We start from the raw sequence: 20,042 nt of genomic DNA, 5'->3' as shown, positions 1-20,042 counted from the left end.
TTTCTATGGTTAGAAGTTGTCTTTCTATTGTTCTTGCTGCAGGTGAGGGGACGCGCATGAAATCGTCTCTGCCTAAGGTACTTCATAAAATTGCTGGATTGCCTCTTATATGCCATGTTCTAAAACAAATAGAATTGGCAGGCTCTTCACAATTAGCAGTCGTTGTGGGATTTGGTGCTAAGGAGGTTACGCACGTTGTTCAGTCATTTGTAAAAGATGCGATGATTTTTGAACAAAAAGAGCGTTTAGGAACAGCTCATGCTGTTTTATCTGCTCGTTTAGCTTTGCAAAAGGAAGTGGATGATGTTCTCATTGTTTTTGGGGATACGCCTCTCATTCAGCAAGATTCATTGAACCAAATGCGTGCACAGCTTGCTGATGGAGCAGATGTTGTTTTTGCAGGTTTTCATACCCAAAATCCAACAGGTTATGGGCGTCTTCTCGAGAAAAATGGTCAATTGATCGCAATTGTAGAAGAAAAAGACGCTAGCGATGAAGAAAAAAAGATTTCTTTTTGTAACGGTGGAATACTCACTATGCGTGGAAAACTTGCACTTTCTCTTTTAGAGAAGGTTGGTAATAACAATGTGAAAAAAGAATATTATTTAACAGATATTGCTGCTCTTGCAATAGGCGAAGGATTAGATGTGCGTGTTGTTGAAGTTCCTTTTGAAGATATTGTAGGAATTAACAACAGTCTTGAGCTTTCTGAGGCTGATTCTTTGTGGCAAAAACGTAAAGCGCGCGATTTAATGTTATCGGGTGTTACACTCTTAAAACCAGAAACACTCTATTTTTCTTATGATACAGAAATTGAACCAGGGGTGGTGATAGAACCAAATGTTTATTTTGGATTAAGCGTGAAAGTACAATCTGGTGCTGTTATTCATGCATTTAGTTATCTCGAGGGTGCTGTGGTTGGTAAGGATGCACAGATTGGTCCCTATGCACGTTTGCGTCGAGGAACAGAGTTGGCGAAGTCCGTAAAGATTGGAAATTTTTGTGAAGTCAAACAAGCTAAGGTAGGAGAATCTTCTAAAATCAATCATTTAAGTTATATTGGTGATGCCGAAATTGGTGCACATACCAATATTGGAGCTGGTACGATTACTTGTAATTATGATGGATTTAACAAATATAAAACCATAATTGGTGATCATGCTTTTGTTGGGTCTAATACGGCACTTGTTTCCCCATTGGTAATAGGGGATGGCTCTTATGTTGCTTCAGGAAGTGTTATTACTGAAAATATTCCTATGAACAGTATGGCTTTTGGGCGTGCACGACAGGTTATAAAAGAGGGCTATGCGACAAAATTTCGAGAGCGCTTGTTAGAAAACAAACAGAAAAAATGATTATTTTCAGTCTATTCCTTTGTTTCGTGTTAATCTAACGATGGATAGGATGTTTATTCTTAAAGATTGCCGTACTCCATGTTTGAATTATTTTATTATTTATAGTTTTAAATAAAGGCTGTTGGATTGTTTTATAAGATTTAAATCTTAAGATGAGGGTTGGAGCTTTTTAATGTGTGGAATTATTGGAATTCTTGGAAAGAGGTGTGTTACGTCCTTTTTGGTTGAGGGGTTAAAACGTCTTGAATATAGAGGGTATGATTCATCTGGGGTGGCAACAGTCCATAATGGGCATCTTTATCGTGTACGTGCTGAGGGGAAGCTTGTTCATTTAGAAGAAAAATTAAAAAAAACACCTCTGGAGGGAAGTTTAGGGATTGGTCATACCCGTTGGGCTACGCATGGAATTGCTGTTGAACGCAATGCGCATCCCCATGTGACTGAAAAGCTTGCGATTGTTCATAATGGTATTATTGAAAATTTTGTAGAATTGCAAAAGGAACTCATAGAGGATGGTTGTATCTTTGAAACAGAGACGGATACGGAAGTTATTGCACATTTAATAACGCGTGCATTAAAAGATGGTCTTTCTCCGCAAGAAGCTATGCGTACTAGTTGGAAAAGGCTGCAGGGGGCTTTTGCTATTGCTCTTATTTTCGAAGGTGAAGATAACCTTATGATTGCTGCTTGTTCTGGTCCACCTCTGGCAATTGGTTATGGAAAAGATGAATTTTTTGTGGGTTCAGATGCGATTGCTTTGGCACCATTCGTTGATTATATTAGCTATATGGAAGATGGGGATTGGGCTGTTCTCACACGGGAGGGTGTTACAATTTATGATGCTAACAACCAACCGGTAAAACGTCCTGTGACGACATTATTCGAAGGGGCTTTATTGATTTCTAAGGGTAATCATCGTCATTTTATGCACAAGGAAATGTTTGAACAACCTGAAGTGATTTCTCATAATTTGGCGCATTATCTTGACCTTGGAAATTATGTCGTTCGACCGCTTGAGAATTTGATTGATTGGAAAAATATTCATCGGCTTCTTTTTGCGAGTTGTGGAACGGCTTATTATTCAACCTTAGTTGCGCGCTATTGGTTTGAGAAATTTGCCGCTTTAAGTGTTGATAATGATGTTGCTTCGGAGTTTCGTTATCGTGAACCTCCTATAACGTCTGATGTGTTATCGCTGTTTGTTTCTCAATCTGGTGAGACAGCTGATACATTGGCTTCTTTGCGTTATTGTCGTGAGCGGGGTGTAAAAACAGCAACAATTGTGAATGTAGAGCAATCAACAATGGCAAGGGAGGCTGATTTTATTCTCCCAACACTTGCCGGACCGGAAATAGGTGTTGCTTCAACAAAAGCTTTTACCTGTCAATTGGCAACGCTTGCTTCACTCGCTCTTAGTGCTGCTAAACAACGTGGCTATCTCTCGGCTCAAATGGAAAAGAAACTGGTTCAACAGTTGGCAGAAGTTCCACGTATTTTAAATGAGGTCTTAAAATTAGAGAGAAAAATTGAATGTATTTGTCGTGATTTGGTGAATGCAAAAAGTGTTCTTTATCTGGGACGTGGAACTTCTTATCCGATTGCTTTGGAGGGAGCTCTTAAACTGAAAGAGCTTTCTTATATTCATGCTGAAGGTTATGCGGCAGGTGAATTAAAGCATGGACCAATTGCTCTGGTGGATGAGACAATACCCGTTATTGTTGTTGCACCTTATGATCGGTGGTTTGAAAAAACTTTTTCTAATATGCAAGAAGTGGTAGCGCGTAATGGTCGTATTATTTTAATAACCGATAAAAAAGGAGCAGAGGTGGCTTTTCTTAAGACTTTATCAACGATCACTTTGCCAGATGTTCCAGAATTTATTTCTCCTATTATTTATGCACTCCCTGTTCAGTTAATCGCTTATCATACGGCTGTTTTATTAGGAACAGATGTTGATCAACCCCGTAATTTAGCAAAATCAGTCACGGTTGAATAAAAGTATATTTTTGAATCTTTTGAAGAATAATCAAGTGTAAGAAATTGATTTATAATAAAGCTTATTTTTCCATTTTTCTCTGTTGAACGAGAATGCTGTAGACAGTTTTTTTCTTTCTCAATCCTTTACGATAAAACAAAAAATATCTTCTTACCTATCAAAAAATGGATCAGCTATGTGAACATAATGGTAAAAAAAGACGCAATATTGCTTCTACTGTTTTAATGCAAGAATAATTCAGATTGAGAGAGAAGATAGTGCTGTTGATTTATTATTCGTTCATGAAGCATAAAGATGGTAGAGACTGCGTAGATCATTTATGGGTAATTCTAAGAGAGAAAACCATATTTAAACAGAAAAGTATTTAAGTTTTTTATTAGAGGGTCTTTATTATCCTGCTCGTAAGAGGCGTGCAGCATCGTTGTGTCCGAAAAGATAAAGGAGCAACCGTAAAGCTTGTCCTTGCTCAGAAGAAAGATGAGGATCGCGTTGTAAAAATAAACAAGCATCTTTTCTTGCCATTGACAAAAGATCGCTATGAACAGCAAGGTTTGCTATATGAAATTCTGGGACTCCGGATTGTTTTGTACCTAAAAGCTCTCCTTCGCCTCGTAGGCGCCAATCTTCTTCAGCGATTTCAAAACCATCTTCTGTATTGCGGATAATATTAAGGCGTGTTGCTGCTGTTTTAGTCAGTGGATCTTTATAGAGCAAAATGCAGGAAGATTTTTTATCGCCTCGTCCTACACGTCCACGTAATTGGTGCAATTGTGAAAGGCCAAAATGTTCCGCGTGTTCGATGATAATGATCGAAGCATCTGGAATATCTACTCCCACTTCAATGACTGTGGTTGCAACTAAAATACGTGTATTTCCACATTTAAAAGATGCCATAGCGGCTTCTTTTTCTGCTGTAGACATTTTTCCATGGATCATACCAACGTGTGCTCCAAAGCACTCATGGAGAAATGCAAAGCGGTTTTCAATTGAAGTGAGATCAAGAGCTGTCGATTCCTCCACTAAAGGACAAATCCAATAGAGCTTCTCTCCTTTTTCTAATGCAATTGCGATTCTCTCTATAAGCTCATGAAGACGTTTCAAAGAAAGCGTTGCTGTTGTAATGGGTTGTCGTCCCATTGGTTTTTCGGTAATTTTAGATACATCCATATCACCAAAAGCTGTTAAGACAAGTGTGCGCGGAATGGGCGTGGCGGTCATAACCAGCATATCAGCTTTATTACCTTTTTCTGTAAGAGCGATACGTTGATGGACACCAAAACGGTGTTGTTCATCGATAATGGTTAAAGCGAGATTATTATAAGTAACACTGTTTTGTATGAGAGCATGGGTTCCGATGACAATAGAAACTTGACCTGACAAAATATCATTCACGATATTTGTCCGCAATTTCCCTTTTTCTCGTCCTGTTAAAAGCGTTGTTTGTAATCCGACCTTTTCGGCAAGAGGAGCGATGGTGGCAAAATGTTGCCTAGCAAGCACTTCAGTTGGTGCCATTAAAGCTGATTGTCCTGAATTTTCAGCAATTTGTGCCATTGCCATCAATGCAACAACAGTTTTTCCTGCGCCTACATCACCTTGAAGTAGTCTTAGCATCGGTTCTGGTGAAGCAAGATCATTTGCGATATCTTCTACTGCTTTTTTTTGTCCGGTTGTGAGTTGAAAGGGGAGGATATTGAGCAATTTTTTAGTATAAATTCCTGTTGATGGTCGAGAAGTGCCAACAAGAGATTTAGTTTTCAAACGCACGAGTCCTAGTGCCAATTGACAAGCGAGCAATTCATCATAGGCAAGACGTTTGCGTGCTGTACTTTCTAAGGATAGATCATTGGGGTTAATGGGCGCATGGATACGGCGTAAAGCAACAGAAAAAGAAGGAAAATTTTGCTGCTTTTTTACATTTTCATCTATCCATTCTGGTAGAAGAGGAATAAAATCAAGAGCGTTTTGTATGGCGCGTCTTAGTGTCTTTACAGTTAGTCCTGCAGTAGAGGGATAGACAGGTTCGATGAGAGGTATCTGATTTGATTGTTCGCTTGGGGCAATATAGTCTGGATGCGCCATTGAAAGCTGTCCATTAAACCATTCAACTTTTCCTGATATAATGACTTTTTTTCCTTCGGGGAGTTGTTTTTTTAGCCAAAGAGGTTGAGCATGAAAAAAGACTAAATTTATTTTTCCTGTGTGATCATGGGCAATAACACGATAGGGAATTCGGTTGTGACCACGGGGTGGTGGTTGATGCTGATCGATGATAATTTCGAGCGTAACAGTATTTCCTTCTTTTGCACAAGTAATGTTGGGACGCATTCTGCGGTCTATAACGGAATGGGGCATTAATTGAAGAAGGTCAATAAGGGTTGCTTCGCGTTGTGTGGGATTAACATCTAAGAGTTTGGTCAATAAACCATAGACTTTAGGTGTAATACCAGAAAGAGTTCGGATAGAATTAAAAAGTGGGGTAAGAAGACTTGGAGGCATGAGCAAATTTAACCTGCCCTTTTTGTTTTTTCTAGACCTTTAGAAGAGCTTTTTGGGGATAAAGTCATAAAGAGGAGGTTGCTTTATTTACACATTGAACTTTAGGAAGAGAAATTAATATTTAAAGAAAAATACAATTAAATGGTCAAAAATTAAAGTGCTTAGATGAGGTATATTGTTTTTCTTTTTATTTTAGGTGTTTATTTGCTGTGAATAGAAGCATTTTCTTGATAGAACTCTCTTATAAATATTAATAAAATTAGGATATTGCTCCTATGTAGGATGATGAATTTATAGCTTTAAAGTTTGATGATAAACAGAAGTTTTTTCTTTTATAAGGGGTGCTGTTTAGCATTTATTTTGTAGTGGGAAATTGTGAGAGTGGTAAAAAATAAAATGCAAATGCAAGAGAACAAAAATTCTCTTCCTCGCTTTATTCATTTGAGAGTGCATTCAGCTTATTCCTTGCTCGAAGGGGCTTTAAAAATCCCCCAAATTATTCAACAGACGATTTCAGATCATGCACCAGCGGTTGCTATTACCGATACCAATAATTTATTTGGTGCTTTGGAATTTTCACAGCATTGTCTTTCTCATGGGGTCCAACCTATTATTGGTTGTCAGCTTACTGTTGATTTTTGTGATGAAAATGATCATTCACGTTTGGCTAAATGGCGTAATCCTTCTGATTTTTGCTCTATTGTTCTTTTGGCAGCTAGCGAAACCGGTTATGCTCATTTGGTTCGTCTTGTGAGCCGTGCTTATCTTGATAAGTGTGATACTGATCCTCCTCATATTAAAGCTGATTGGTTGTCAGAACACAGTGAAGGAATAATCGCTTTAACGGGTGGAAAGGGAGGACCTATTAATCTTTCTTTGGCGGAAGAGAAAAAAGAACACGCTGTTGAGCGCTTAATTTATTTGAAAAAATCTTTTGCGGATCGTCTTTATGTGGAGTTACAACGGCATATTTCTTATGACCGGAGTGTAGAAGCTGATCTTATTGAATTGGCTTATGCGCATGAAATTCCTCTTGTTGCAACGAATGAAGCCTTTTTTCTGAAAAGAGAAGGGTATGAAGCGCATGATGCGCTGATGGCTGTTTCAGAAGGACAAATTGTCTCTAATCCAGATCGCAAACGTGTGACGCCAGATCATTATTTGAAGTCACAAGATGAAATGGTTACACTGTTTTCTGATCTTCCAGAAGCTTTGGAAAATAGTGTTGAAATTGCATTGCGTTGTCATATTGCCTCGCCTCTTCGAAAACCGATATTGCCTCGTTTTATAGAACAATCTGTTAATTCAGAAACTACTTTAGAAATAGAAGATAGTGAGTTGTTAAATCAGGCTAAAGCTGGTTTGAAGATGCGGCTTGAAACAATAGGGTTGGCTGAAGGGTATACGATTGCAGATTATGAACAGCGGCTTGATTATGAAATTTCAGTTATTACGCGTATGCAATTTTCTGGATATTTTCTTATCGTTTCAGATTTCATAAAATGGGCAAAGGTTCATGACATTCCCGTTGGACCAGGACGGGGTTCTGGTGCTGGTTCACTTGTTGCTTATGCATTGACAATTACTGATGTGGATCCCTTGCGGTTTTCTCTTCTCTTTGAACGTTTTCTCAACCCAGATCGTGTTTCGATGCCAGATTTTGATATCGACTTTTGTCAAGAGCGGCGCGAAGAAGTTATTCAATATGTTCAAAAAAAATATGGACGTGATCAAGTTGCTCAAATTATTACCTTTGGTAAGTTACAGGCACGTGCAGTTTTGCGTGATGTGGGGCGTGTTTTAGAAGTTCCTTATCGTCAGGTGGATTATCTTACAAAATTAATTCCTGCCACGCCAGGAAGTCAGGTAGAATTAGCTGATGCTATTAAGGATGAACCTAAATTTGAAGAGGAAAAGAAAAAAGATCCCGTTGTTGTCCGCACATTAGATATAGCACTTCAGTTGGAGGGACTTTATCGTCATGCTTCAACTCATGCTGCTGGGATTGTTATCGGAGATCGTCCACTTTGGGAGCTTGTCCCGATGTATCGTGATCCTCGTTCTGATATGCCTGTTACACAATTTAACATGAAATATGTGGAACAGGCGGGGCTGGTAAAATTTGATTTTCTTGGATTAAAAACGCTTACTGTTTTGAAAATGGCAGTCGATTTTGTTGCCAGAAAGGGGACTAAAATAGATTTATCAAATATTCCTCTGAATGATGAAGCAACCTATGCTATGATGGCACGTGGTGAAACTGTTGGCGTGTTTCAGGTGGAAAGTTCTGGTATGCGCAAGGCGTTGATTGGAATGAAGCCAGACCGTATTGAAGATATTATTGCGCTGGTTGCACTTTATCGTCCAGGTCCAATGGAGAATATTCCAACCTATAATGCACGCAAACATGGGGAAGAGAAAATTGCTTCTATTCATCCTAAAATAGATCATCTGATCAAAGAAACACAAGGTGTTATTGTTTATCAAGAACAGGTGATGCAGATTGCTCAGGTTCTTGCTGGCTATTCGCTTGGAGAAGCTGATTTACTACGTCGTGCTATGGGGAAAAAAATTCATGCTGAAATGCAAAAACAGCGTACGCGTTTTATCAATGGAGCTGTTGCAGGTGGTGTGGATAAAGATCAAGCTGATATTATCTTTGATCTTTTAGCAAAATTTGCCGATTATGGTTTTAATAAATCGCATGCTGCTGCTTATGCAATTGTTTCTTACCAAACAGCTTATATGAAAGCAAATTATCCCGTTGAGTTTTTAGCTGCTTCAATGACATATGATATGACGAATACAGATAAGCTCAATGATTTTCGACGCGAAGCATTAAGGTTGGGTATTGAAGTTATTGCACCTTCTATACAAACATCTCATCGTGTTTTTGAGGTTGGTGATAACAGTATTTATTATTCTCTTGCTGCCATTAAAGGTGTGGGAGAAACTGTTGTAGATCATATTGTTTCTTGTCGTGGGAATAAGATTTTTAAGGATTTGGAAGATTTTTGTGCGCGCGTTGATCCTCGTATTGTTAATAAGCGTGCGATGGAAAGTTTAGTTTGTGCTGGTGCTTTTGATTGTTTTAACATTGCACGTGAGGTTTTATTAGCCAATCTTGGGACCCTTCATGCGCGTGCACTTCGTATTCTCGATGACAATTCTAGCGGGCAGGTTGATATATTTGGAATGGCAGGAGGATTAAAAGAACCATTGATTTTATCGCAAACAACCCCTTGGTTGCCGGCTGAGAAACTTTATCGAGAATTTCAAGCTATAGGTTTTTACTTTTCTGCGCATCCTTTGGAGGAGTATCAAGCTATTCTGGACAAAAAACGCATTCAGACTTGGGGTAATTTTGCCAATGCCGTTAAAGGGGGAGCAACAGCTGCACGGCTTGCTGGAACTGTTGTGGCAAAAAGCGTGCGCAAAACAAAATCTGGTAAAAAAATGGGAATTATTCATTTTTCTGATACAAGTGGACAATATGAAGCAGTTCTCTTTTCTGAGGCACTCTCGGATTATGAAGAGATGCTAGAACCCGGAAAATCTTTTATTATTACGGTGAGCGCAGAAAATCGTTCTGAAGGAGTTAGTTTGCGAATTGAAACAATTCAGTCTTTGGAAAATGAATCATTACAACAGCATAAAATGATGCGTCTCTTTATAAAAACAGTTGATATGCTTCCACAAATTGAACAAAATTTAAATCTTGGGGGGAATGGAGAGGTTGGGCTTATTTTAATTCAAGAGGATGGATTGCGAGAAGTCGAAATTGCGCTTCCTAAGCGATATAAGGTAAATTCACATGTCGCAAATGCTATGAAATTAATTCAGGGTGTTGTTGATGTAGAATTGAGTTAAAGAAAGATTAAAGATGGGAGCTGATTTTGAGTGGTGTTTTTGCTTTTAGGAGAGCTAAAAATTGAGCTTTTAAAATCGGATTGTAGATTTCGAAAAATATTGCTTTTATTTGAGTAAATTATGATATTTTTTTAGTGTCATAAAATTAAAAAAATCTCGTTCTTTCGTAATATTCAAAGTGCCGGAAGAATTTTATAAGTTTTTATCATTATTTTTTATAGAATTTATTGCATCATACATGTAAAGCCAATTGAGATCTGACATAATGCTCTCTGGTGTACGAATTTTCATCATGAGATTGCGTGCAATTGCTATGGGACCGGTTGCGTGATAGGCTAATCTATTGAAATCTGCGCGTTTTTTTACTGCTGCAATACGGGGGGTGCGTATTGTTTCGTAAAGCGAAAGTGCTTTCGTTAATGAAAAATCTTTCAATGAAAGTGCTTTTGCTAATGTGGCGGCATCTTCGATTGCCATAGCGGCACCTTGTGCTGCAAAAGGTAAGGCAGCATGTGCGCAATCGCCAACAAATACTTGTCTCTCTAAACCGATAAAACGATTTTGTTTCATTTGAAAGAGTGGCCAATAGCTCCATTCATCAATATGATCAAAGATTTCTAAGATTTTTGAATTCCAATCTTTAAAAAGAGATTTGAGTTTTTCTTTATCTCCTTTATGGGCCCATCCTTCTTTTGAATTTTCTCCATGCGTAATGGCGACAAAATTAAAAATTTTTTCTGACGATTGAATGGGGTAGACAACAAGATGATTTTTTGATCCCATCCAAGCCGTAATTGTCTTCATATTTTGCAATGAAGAACGAAAGTTTTGAGGAAGATTATCAGATGTTGTTGTTGCACGCCAAGCAATAAAGCCACTAAAATTTGCTTTTTCATGAAAAGGAGATTGTTGCCGTAATGTTGACCAAACGCCATCACATCCGATCAGGAGGGGCGTTGAATAAAGCTGTTCTGTTGCCGTATCTGTTTTTATTGTCGTGATTTTAATGTTGCTTGCAGATTGGGTAGAAGATACAATCGTTTCGCCTGCTTTGTATTTGATCAAAGGATTTTCAATCACTGCATTATATAAAATTTTTTGTAAAGCCGCGCGGTGAATCGTCAGATAAGGGGCTTTCCAATATTTTTCTGTTAGATTAATAAGATGAGCCCGTAGATGTATTTTTAAAGATAATCCATCTTTTAACTCAAAAAAATGTGGGATTGTCGCGACTTCAGAGAGTTTGTTAAGAAGTTTCCAGCGAGCAAGAATAGATGTTGCATTTGGTGTCAGTTGAATACCAGCGCCTATCGTTTCAAGTTGCTTACACTTTTCGATAATGGTGCTTGCAATTCCTTTATGAGCGAGTGCTAAAGCGGTGCTTAAACCAGCAATTCCTCCCCCAACGATGATGGGTGATTGTTCTACAAATGATTTCATATTAAACAAGCAGAATTAAAAGAGTAGTTATTAAGAAAGCCAAAAAACGCAATTATAATAGCTTTTCTGGATTATATAAGCATCCTGTTGGGTTTGTTTGATTGTATGATAGTGAGGGAACATAACGATAAAGGGTTGAGCAGTAAGGGCAAATTTTCTCATCTGCTGTTCCCATGTCGATAAAGATATGAGGATGATCGAATGGTTGTGTAGCGCCTACACACATAAATTCTTTCACACCAATTTCGATTGTTTTATATCCAATGTCATTTTGAAAATGAGGAATGTTGTGATCAGACATGGCGTACAAACTCCAGAATAAATTTTCTCATCAGCTATGATTGGGCTCTTCTATTTTATAGGCGTGAGTTTGTAATAAAGCGTAGAATAATGCAAGCTGCTTTTTAAGACAAATTTCTCTTCTTTTATGCTATATTAGAATAGTTGTTTTACTTTTAGTGCTTTGCGCATAGCAATAATTCCAAGTATTTTAAAATATTAAATGGAAAAATGATGAGGGAAGTTAGGCATTGATATATTATTATGATGATAACATATTATCAAATATTATGTGAGATATTTCGTCAGGGATTTTAGAAAATGTAAAAGAAAATTATTTAGGATATATGGAACAGAGGGTGGTAGATAAAATTTCTATATCGAATATAACAATGAAAAATCCGGTACGGTTTATTAATCGAGAGTTTTCATGGCTACAATTTAATAATCGTGTTTTGATGGAAGCGGCTAATTCGAAACATCCTTTATTAGAACGTCTACAATTTCTTTCTATTTCAGCTGCAAATCTTGATGAGTTTTTTATGGTTCGTGTTGCAGGACTAGCAGCTCAAATTCGTGCTCGCGTTACAGCGTGCAGTGCAGATGGGCACACTCCACAGGAACAACTTGATATTGTATTAGCTGAGATTTCAAAGCTGCAGGCTCACCAACTACGAGAATTGAATGTTTTACGTGATGAATTAAAAAAGAATGATATTGAAATTATTTGTTCTGATGATCTTTCAGAAATTGAAAAGTCATGGCTTGAAAAATATTTTCTTGAGACAATTTTTCCTGTTTTAAAACCTTTGCCTGTTGATTCTACTCATCCTTTTCCATTTATTCCTAATTTAGGGCTTTCTATTGCGCTTCAATTGTCTGGAGAAACTGATCAGAACTCACACACAGTGTTGTTGTCTATTTCAATGCTTTTAAGGCGTTTTATTCTTCTTCCTCAAGAAGGCAATCATTTTCGTTTTATTGCATCTGAAGATGTTATTTGCCTTTTTATTAAATATGTATTTCCTAACTATGAGGTTAAAGAAATTGGTACATTTAGAGTAATCCGAGATAGTGATATTGAAGTAGAAGAAGAAGCTGAGGATCTTGTTCATTTTTTTGAAACTGCTCTTAAAAGGCGGCGCCGTGGGCAGGTTATTCGAGTTGAGTTTGACGCAAAAATGCCAGAGAGTTTACGCCAATTTATAGCGAATAGTCTCGCTGTTCCTGATAATTGTATTAATGTTCTTGATGGATTTTTAGCGCTTAATACGGTATCAGAAATTGTTTCTATTCCCCGTGATGATCTCAAATTTATTCCTTATATTTCTCGTGTTCCAGAATGTATTCGTGAACATAAAGGAGATTGTTTTGCGGCTATTCGTGAAAATGATATTGTGATTCATCACCCCTATGAGACATTTGATGTTGTTGTCCAATTTTTACGTCAAGCTGCTTGCGATCCTGATGTTGTGGAAATCAAACAAACACTTTATCGTACATCAAATGATAGTCCAATTGTTGGCGCTTTGATTGAAGCAGCTGAACAGGGAAAGTCTGTGACTGCTTTGGTAGAACTTAAAGCACGTTTTGATGAGGAAGCAAATATTCGTTGGGCCCGGGATCTTGAATGTGCTGGGGTTCAAGTTATTTTTGGTTTTATTGCATTAAAAACGCATGCTAAGATGTCATTAGCTGTGAGACGTGAGGGAAAACGTCTTCGCTCTTATGTTCATCTTGGGACAGGAAATTATCATCCCATTAACGCTAAAACTTATACCGATCTTTCTTTTTTTTCCACGGATGATGATATCGCTCATGATGTTGCGTTATTGTTCAATTATATTGCGCAATATGAGCGTCCAAATGAAACAATGAAGATTGCTTTTTCACCCTTAACATTGCGTGGTCGTATCTTAGAGCATATTGAGGGAGAAATTGTTCATGCACAACAGGGAAGGTTTGCTGCTATTTGGATGAAAGTTAATGCATTGGTTGATCCTGAAATTATTGATGCTTTATATCGTGCCAGTCAAGCAGGGGTGCAAATTGATTTGGTTGTGCGGGGGATATGTTGTTTACGTCCTGGTATTCTAGGAATTTCGGATAATATTCGTGTAAAATCAATTGTCGGGCGTTTTCTTGAACATAGTCGCATTTTTTGTTTTGGGAATGGTCAAGATTTGCCTAATGAAAATGCACTCGTTTACTTAGGCTCTGCTGATATGATGCCTCGTAATTTGGACTATCGTATTGAAATATTGGTTCCGGTTTTTAATAAAATAGTGCGTCAAAAAATTCTTTTACAGATTATGTTAGCTAATATCATTGATAATCAACAAAGCTTTGATATACTTAAGGATGGAACATCAAAACGTATTACACCGCAGATAGGTGAAAGTCTATTTAATGCGCAGGAGTATTTTATGGCCAATACAAGTTTTGCGGGGGAAAATGAGTCTTTTGAGTCTTCTGTTTCGCGCTTGGTTGCGTTGCATCGGCAACAAGCCGAAATACATAAAGACTAAAATCCAATGACATATAGAGATGCTCAAGGTCGGTTAAAAGGGCGTAAGCCTGTTGCTGTTATTGACATTGGCTCAAATTCTGTTCGGTTGGTTATTTATGAGGGGCTTGTTCGATCACCAACAGTTTTATTTAATGAAAAGATTCTTTGTGGTCTCGGTCATGGTGTGGCGAAAACAGGATTTTTAGAAGAAAAATCGATGAAAATGGCGTTGCAAACACTGAAACGGTTTCGTACGCTTTGTCGACAGATTGGGGCAGATGAGGTCTATACTTTAGCAACAGCAGCAGCACGAGATGCACAGAATGGCGTAGCATTTATTCAGCATGCTGAAGATATTTTGCAAAATAAAATATATCTTCTTTCAGGAAGTGAAGAAGCTATGTATTCAGCATATGGAGTTGTGTCTACTTTTTATCAACCAAAAGGTATTTCTGGGGATCTTGGTGGTGGAAGTCTTGAGCTGATTGATATTGATCATTCTGATGTTGGTGAAGGGATAACGCTCCCATTGGGTGGTTTAAGGCTACAGTATATGTCAAATAATGATAGTGCTGTAGCTACAAAAATTGTACATGAGCAATTTTATAAATCGTCTGTTGTTCGTACTCGTAAAGGTATAGCACGTTATTTTTATGCAGTAGGGGGGACATGGCGTAATTTGGCAAAACTCCATATGGCAATGAAACACTATCGGCTTCCTGTTATGCATGGCTATGAAGTTGATGCTGTTGAAATGGAGAACTTTTTACGTCTTGTAGCACGTGGCAATATTGATAATATGAGAGGGATTGCAGCGGTTTCTCAGAACCGTCGAAAACTTTTATCTTATGGGGCAATAGTTCTTATTGAACTCATTCAGTGTATGGAGTTTGAAAAGATAATCTTTTCTGGTGCTGGCGTTCGTGAAGGTTTTCTTTATTCACGATTGCCGCAGGCGATTCGACTTTCAGATCCTCTCATTGCAGCATGCACAGAAATGGCTATTTTACGGGCACGTTCACCAAAACAAGCAGAAGAACTCATTGATTTTACGACGAATGCTTTTGAAGTTTTTGGAATTTCAGAAACGGAAAATGAATGCCGTTATCGTCAAGCCGCTTGTCTTCTTGCGGATATTGGTTGGCGTATACATCCAGATTATCGAGGCAATGAAGCAGCAAATCAAATAGCTTTAGGATCTTATCCAGGAATTTCTCATGAAGGGCGCCTTTACGCGGCGCTTGCTGTTTTTTTTCGCAATACGAGTTTATTGGTTGATAAAGAATCTCTTCCCATTTTTCAATTAGCAACTCAAAATATAATTGAAAAAGCACGTATTCTTGGCGAAACTATGCGTATTGCTCATCTTTTCAGTGCTTCTGTTGCAGGAATTTTACCTCATTTATTGTGGCATAGAAAAGCAGATCATATTATCCTGCAGATCCCAAAGAATTACGCTGGATTATTAGGAGAACGTCCTTTTGGACGATTACAGAAGTTATCAAAAATAATAAAACAACCTCTCGCTTTTGAAATTTTTTGATTTTTTTCCTAATTTATTCGTGTTTTATGTCTTATAATATAGGGCTATTGACGAGGGATAAACTAGGTAGCCTATCATCATGAGCTGGACAATAGGACTTGTTCCATAACGCGCCCATGCTCTAGACACCACGCAAAGCATTTGTTAATGCCTGAGCATTCATAAAAGAAAACATAATTTTTTATTCTGTTATTTGCGTCACAGGATGGATTTTTCACTTCATAAGCTTCATGTGAAAATGAAAAGTTTTGTCCATTTTTACGTGAAAAGGTTTTCTTTTTATGCTGCGTCGTTATAATGTTTCTGTTTAGCTTGCTCGATTATCTTGATAAGATTCGATTGTAACCAACGCGATAAAAAACAAGTTTTAAAGATTTTGGGAGAGATCCACTGGTTACATGACGCTGGAATGTTGAAATACTCATATGAAACAGTTTTGCACTTTTACGGTCTGTCAAAAGAATATCATTTCAGTCATTATAAAATCCTTTCAATATAAAAAATAGAAATAAATCATAACTATTTATTAACCATGATTTTTGAATCCTTTGAAAGGTGTTTAATTTATAAAAAACAGCGCTTTATCATATAATTTCTTATGTGAAACTTTATGAGTCTTATTGAGATGAAATGAGAGAATCTTACGATATTCGGAGGTCTAATTCAATATAAATAACGCTAGATTATCGTTATAAATCAATATATTGCTTTTGTTAGGTATTTTAGTTGTTATGCTGGCTTGTTTTTGATTGTTAGATTGCAATCTCGGTAGTTTTTTAATACGATATGGTGACGTGAGGCATTATATCTTTGTTTGTTCCTATTTCTAGGCTGCTATTTTTGTAATGAATGCGCTTTTATATCAGAACTTTTTCTTTTCAAAACTTTTAAATAAGGAGCTGTTTGTTTTTTTAGATTATTTTTAATGGGATTGCTATTTGATTGACCTGATAAAGATTTAGCTATCATTTTAATAAGAGTTTACTATTTAATTTTTTAACTTTGTCAGAAGTAGGCTTTATTTATCCTATTTCCGTTGGCCTATAGGGTATACCAATTGATGTAGATAATGAGTAGCATATAATGGATTTTTCAAAATGAAAATGTAAATTAAAGCTGTTTTGTGTTTATTTTTCCATCGTTACAGTAAAACCCTATCTGGCCCTTTAGCAGTTGTTCGGCTTTTTGTCCAAATATTTCATAGCGCCAGCCATTCATAGCGGGAATATTTTTCTTTATTCCTCCATTGGCAATTTTTTCTAAATCATTAGATGTTGCAATAATTTTAGGGGCAATGCTGTTTTCATTTGCAACAATTTTTAATAACACTTTGAGCAGATCGATAACAGCGGCTGTCGTATCATTGAGTGGATTATGTTTAGGAATGGGGGGTAAAGTAGAAAGATCCACCTCTAAGCCTTCGTGGACAGCTTTGATTAATGATTGAGCAATTGAGAGTTTATCCCAATTCTTATTAAGACTGCGCAACCGTTTTAATGCAGATTCATCTTTTGGTTGTTGGGTTGCTATTTCTATAAGACATTCATCTTTTATGATATGACGACGTGGCATATTGTATTTTCGTGCTTCACGTTCCCGCCAAGCTGCTATCTTTTGTAATACAGCAAGTTCACGTGGCTTTTTAATTTTTCCTTTCACTTTTTTCCATGCTTCATCTTCTGGCATATCATAGGTTTTAGGATTTAAAAGGATTGTTATTTCATCGTTCATCCAGTGAGCACGTTGATTTTTTTCTAACCTTTTTTTCAATAACAGGTAAACATCTCTTAAGTAAGTTACATCGGCAAGTGCATAGAGCAGTTGTTTTTCAGACAAAGGGCGGTAACTCCAGTCTGTAAAGCGGGAGGATTTATCAAGATGATGCCCCGTGCAGCGTTGTACAATTTGATCATAGGAGATAGAATCACCAAATCCACAAATTGATCCTGCTATTTGCGTATCAAAGAGAGGGGAAGGAATAACACCTCCAAGATGATAAATTGTTTCAATATCTTGGCGCGCAGCATGAAAAACTTTTACAACTTTTTTATCGATCATAAGGTCAAAAAAAGGTTGTAAATCAATATTTGGTGCTATGGGATCAATTAAAACTGTGACATCTGGTGATGCGAGCTGGATTAAACACAGTTGAGGCCAAAAAGTTGTTTCGCGAATAAACTCAGTATCGACTGTTACAAAATCAGAGGTACGTAGAGCGTTAAGTGCAATTTCAAGATCTGTTGTTTGTGTAATAAGATTCATCATTTTATTATAATTCGATAAATTAAATTTGTGCTTTATTGACTTTATTTCTGAGTTTTTATTCTCATATCTTGACAAATGGTTATTAAAAAGCGTTTGTAGCGCATGTGAATATTATAATCAAAGGCAAAAAACATGCACCGTTATCGCAGTCATCATTGTGCGGCTCTTCGTAGATGTGATGTAGGAACACAAGTTCGTCTTTCGGGGTGGGTTCATCGTGTTCGTGATCATGGAGGAATTCTTTTTGTAGATTTACGTGATCATTTTGGAATCACACAAATTGTTGCTGACCCTGCTTCACCAGCTTTTAAATTTATTGAAAAAGTGCGTTCTGAATGGGTTATTCGTGTGGATGGGGAGGTATGTGCTCGTTCTGATGAGGTTATTAATGCAACGCTTCCAACAGGTGAGATTGAAATTTTTGCACAAGAGGTAGAAATTCTTTCAAAATCTGATGAGCTTCCTTTACCGGTTTTTGGTGAGCCTGATTATCCAGAAGATATTCGATTAAAATATCGTTTTCTTGATTTGCGTCGGGAGACTATGCACAAAAATATCATGCGTCGGACTGAAATTATTGCGGCTATGAGACGGGCTATGCAAAATAATGGTTTTACGGAATTTACGACGCCACTTTTGACAGCTTCATCGCCGGAAGGAGCGCGTGATTTTTTGGTTCCAAGTCGTGTTCATCAGGGGAAATTTTATGCGCTACCGCAAGCACCACAGCAATATAAACAGTTGTTGATGATGTCAGGTTTTGATCGTTATTTTCAGATTGCTCCATGTTTTAGAGATGAAGATCCAAGGGCCGACCGTCTTCCTGGTGAATTTTATCAATTAGATGTTGAAATGAGTTTTGTTGAGCAAGAAGATGTTTTAGCAACTATGGAACCTATTATGCGTTCTATTTTTGAAGAATTTGCAGATGGAAAAACTGTGACACAAAGCTTTCCTCGCATTTCCTATGATGAAGCAATGCGAAAATATGGTTCTGATAAGCCTGATCTACGTAATCCGATCATTATGGAAGATGTTTCTCAGCATTTTTATAATTCTGGTTTCAAAGTTTTTGCTCAAATTTTAGCGAATGATGAGAATGCACAAGTGTGGGCTATCCCAGCTAAAACGGGTGGAAGTCGTGCTTTTTGTGATCGTATGAATGTATGGGCACAAGGCGAGGGGCAACCAGGACTCGGCTATATTTTCTGGCGTGAAGAAGAAGGAAAATTTGAAGGAGCAGGGCCTATCGCCAAAAATATTGGTGAACAGAGGACTGAAGCAATCCGTATACAGCTTGGACTTGAAAGTGGGGACGCCTGTTTTTTTGTAGCTGGCGATCCAAAAAAGTTTTCATCTTTTGCCGGAGCAGCACGCACAAGGGTAGGGGAAGAATTAGATCTTCTTGATAGAGATAGTTTCTCTTTGGCGTGGATTGTTGATTTTCCATTTTTTGAATGGAATGAAGATGAAAAAAAGATTGATTTTGGACATAATCCTTTTTCCATGCCTCAAGGGGGAGAAAATGCTCTTGCCTGTCAAGATCCTCTTACTATTAAAGCCTTTCAATATGATCTTGTTTGCAATGGTTATGAAATTGCATCAGGTGGAATTCGTAATCACTTACCAGAAATGATGCTTAAAGTTTTTGAACTTGTAGGACTTTCTAAGGAAGTTGTGAAAGATCGTTTCGGTGGTCTTTATCGTGCATTCCATTATGGGGCTCCGCCACATGGTGGTATGGCTGCGGGAATTGACCGCATCATTATGCTGTTGCAAGGTGTTAAAAATTTGCGTGAAGTTGCTTTATTTCCTATGAATCAACAGGCACTTGATCTTTTGATGAGTGCTCCGTCTGATGTGTCTCCTACACAATTACGTGATTTAGGAATCCGTATGGCTCCTACTCACAAAAATAGCTCATAAAATTGATTATGGATTGTTTTCATCTTTCTTATGCAGAGTGAAGTTTTGATGCCTCTCAAGAGCATCATGTGTGTGTGCGCTGTTTGTGAAATTTAGATAGACAAAAACGCCATTGTGTTGATTCTTTACGAGGCATTTTTATTCCTTGTTTCTATAGTGGCTCTTCCCCTTGTGGATAGGTGAGAAAATAATTATGATTGCTTGATCATGAATAAATTAGAAATGAAAGAATTCTATAATATTCGGGAGTCTCATTTTATTGAAGTTTTTACAACGTTGTAGCAGAGAATTGTGTCTCTTCGTTTTTATGAGAATAATGTGATTTTCCATTCTATCGACTTACTCTGAAAAGCTTAAATT

Annotated in this window: 10 protein-coding genes and 1 pseudogene; 6 read left to right on the top strand and 5 right to left on the bottom strand. The window is 37.5% G+C overall.

Annotation, left to right across the window (positions count from 1 at the left end):
* The first annotated feature begins 5 nt into the window (after positions 1-5).
* Entirely contained in the window at positions 6-1,355 is a 1,350-nt protein-coding gene (gene glmU, locus ACFIK1_RS04175; RefSeq protein WP_375662156.1) for a bifunctional UDP-N-acetylglucosamine diphosphorylase/glucosamine-1-phosphate N-acetyltransferase GlmU, read from the top strand.
* A gap of 172 nt (positions 1,356-1,527) precedes the next feature.
* The gene (gene glmS, locus ACFIK1_RS04170) at positions 1,528-3,351 is read left to right on the top strand and encodes a glutamine--fructose-6-phosphate transaminase (isomerizing) (protein WP_375662155.1); all 1,824 of its coding nucleotides are present in this window, start codon (positions 1,528-1,530) and stop codon (positions 3,349-3,351) included.
* Between the two features lie 390 nt (positions 3,352-3,741).
* On the opposite strand, the gene recG is transcribed toward glmS, so the two are convergent.
* Complete coding sequence (gene recG / locus ACFIK1_RS04165; RefSeq protein ID WP_375662154.1) at positions 3,742-5,850, bottom strand: ATP-dependent DNA helicase RecG; 2,109 nt, start codon at positions 5,848-5,850, stop codon at positions 3,742-3,744.
* 402 nt (positions 5,851-6,252) lie between these two features.
* On the opposite strand from recG, the gene dnaE reads away from it, so the two are divergent.
* Positions 6,253-9,720 carry a DNA polymerase III subunit alpha gene (dnaE, locus tag ACFIK1_RS04160; protein ID WP_375662162.1) on the top strand — a complete coding sequence of 1,156 codons (3,468 nt, stop codon included), beginning with the start codon at positions 6,253-6,255 and terminating at the stop codon, positions 9,718-9,720.
* Positions 9,721-9,912: 192 nt separating this feature from the next.
* On the opposite strand, the gene ACFIK1_RS04155 is transcribed toward dnaE, so the two are convergent.
* Positions 9,913-11,160, bottom strand: coding sequence for an FAD-binding protein (locus tag ACFIK1_RS04155; RefSeq protein ID WP_375662153.1), 1,248 nt, complete (start codon positions 11,158-11,160; stop codon positions 9,913-9,915).
* A gap of 52 nt (positions 11,161-11,212) precedes the next feature.
* The gene (locus tag ACFIK1_RS04150) at positions 11,213-11,461 is read right to left on the bottom strand and encodes a zinc-finger domain-containing protein (RefSeq protein WP_375662152.1); all 249 of its coding nucleotides are present in this window, start codon (positions 11,459-11,461) and stop codon (positions 11,213-11,215) included.
* 325 nt (positions 11,462-11,786) lie between these two features.
* On the opposite strand from ACFIK1_RS04150, the gene ACFIK1_RS04145 reads away from it, so the two are divergent.
* Both ACFIK1_RS04145 and ppx read left to right on the top strand, forming a co-directional pair.
* Positions 11,787-13,967 (top strand): RNA degradosome polyphosphate kinase, encoded by a 2,181-nt coding sequence (locus ACFIK1_RS04145; RefSeq protein WP_375662151.1) that lies wholly within the window; start codon positions 11,787-11,789, stop codon positions 13,965-13,967.
* A 6-nt stretch (positions 13,968-13,973) separates the two neighbouring features.
* Positions 13,974-15,491, top strand: coding sequence for an exopolyphosphatase (ppx, locus tag ACFIK1_RS04140; protein ID WP_375655006.1), 1,518 nt, complete (start codon positions 13,974-13,976; stop codon positions 15,489-15,491).
* A gap of 279 nt (positions 15,492-15,770) precedes the next feature.
* Here the strand turns inward: ppx and ACFIK1_RS04135 are convergent.
* Positions 15,771-15,955: pseudogene (locus ACFIK1_RS04135) on the bottom strand (DNA-binding protein).
* A 646-nt stretch (positions 15,956-16,601) separates the two neighbouring features.
* Positions 16,602-17,756: a ribonuclease D gene (gene rnd / locus ACFIK1_RS04130; RefSeq protein WP_375617784.1), complete on the bottom strand. Its 1,155-nt coding sequence runs from the start codon at positions 17,754-17,756 to the stop codon at positions 16,602-16,604.
* Between the two features lie 132 nt (positions 17,757-17,888).
* Between rnd and aspS the strand changes: the two genes are divergently transcribed.
* Entirely contained in the window at positions 17,889-19,682 is a 1,794-nt protein-coding gene (gene aspS, locus ACFIK1_RS04125) for an aspartate--tRNA ligase (protein ID WP_375662150.1), read from the top strand.
* Positions 19,683-20,042: the final 360 nt, after the last annotated feature.

This window comes from Bartonella sp. OC16QHHD, assembly GCF_042194035.1.
GTDB lineage: Bacteria > Pseudomonadota > Alphaproteobacteria > Rhizobiales > Rhizobiaceae > Bartonella.
The sequence above is the reverse complement of the archived record's forward strand: the minus strand, read 5'-3'. Positions and strand labels throughout refer to the sequence as shown.

Excerpts from the sequence above, each read along its gene's own strand:
- ppx (WP_375655006.1), top strand. The coding sequence starts at position 13,974 with ATGACATATAGAGATGCTCAAGGTCGGTTAAAAGGGCGTAAGCCTGTT.
- glmS (WP_375662155.1), top strand. The coding sequence starts at position 1,528 with ATGTGTGGAATTATTGGAATTCTTGGAAAGAGGTGTGTTACGTCCTTT.
- ACFIK1_RS04155 (WP_375662153.1), bottom strand. The coding sequence starts at position 11,160 with ATGAAATCATTTGTAGAACAATCACCCATCATCGTTGGGGGAGGAATT.
- ACFIK1_RS04145 (WP_375662151.1), top strand. The coding sequence starts at position 11,787 with ATGGAACAGAGGGTGGTAGATAAAATTTCTATATCGAATATAACAATG.
- recG (WP_375662154.1), bottom strand. The coding sequence starts at position 5,850 with ATGCCTCCAAGTCTTCTTACCCCACTTTTTAATTCTATCCGAACTCTT.
- dnaE (WP_375662162.1), top strand. The coding sequence starts at position 6,253 with ATGCAAGAGAACAAAAATTCTCTTCCTCGCTTTATTCATTTGAGAGTG.
- aspS (WP_375662150.1), top strand. The coding sequence starts at position 17,889 with ATGCACCGTTATCGCAGTCATCATTGTGCGGCTCTTCGTAGATGTGAT.
- glmU (WP_375662156.1), top strand. The coding sequence starts at position 6 with ATGGTTAGAAGTTGTCTTTCTATTGTTCTTGCTGCAGGTGAGGGGACG.
- ACFIK1_RS04150 (WP_375662152.1), bottom strand. The coding sequence starts at position 11,461 with ATGTCTGATCACAACATTCCTCATTTTCAAAATGACATTGGATATAAA.
- rnd (WP_375617784.1), bottom strand. The coding sequence starts at position 17,756 with ATGATGAATCTTATTACACAAACAACAGATCTTGAAATTGCACTTAAC.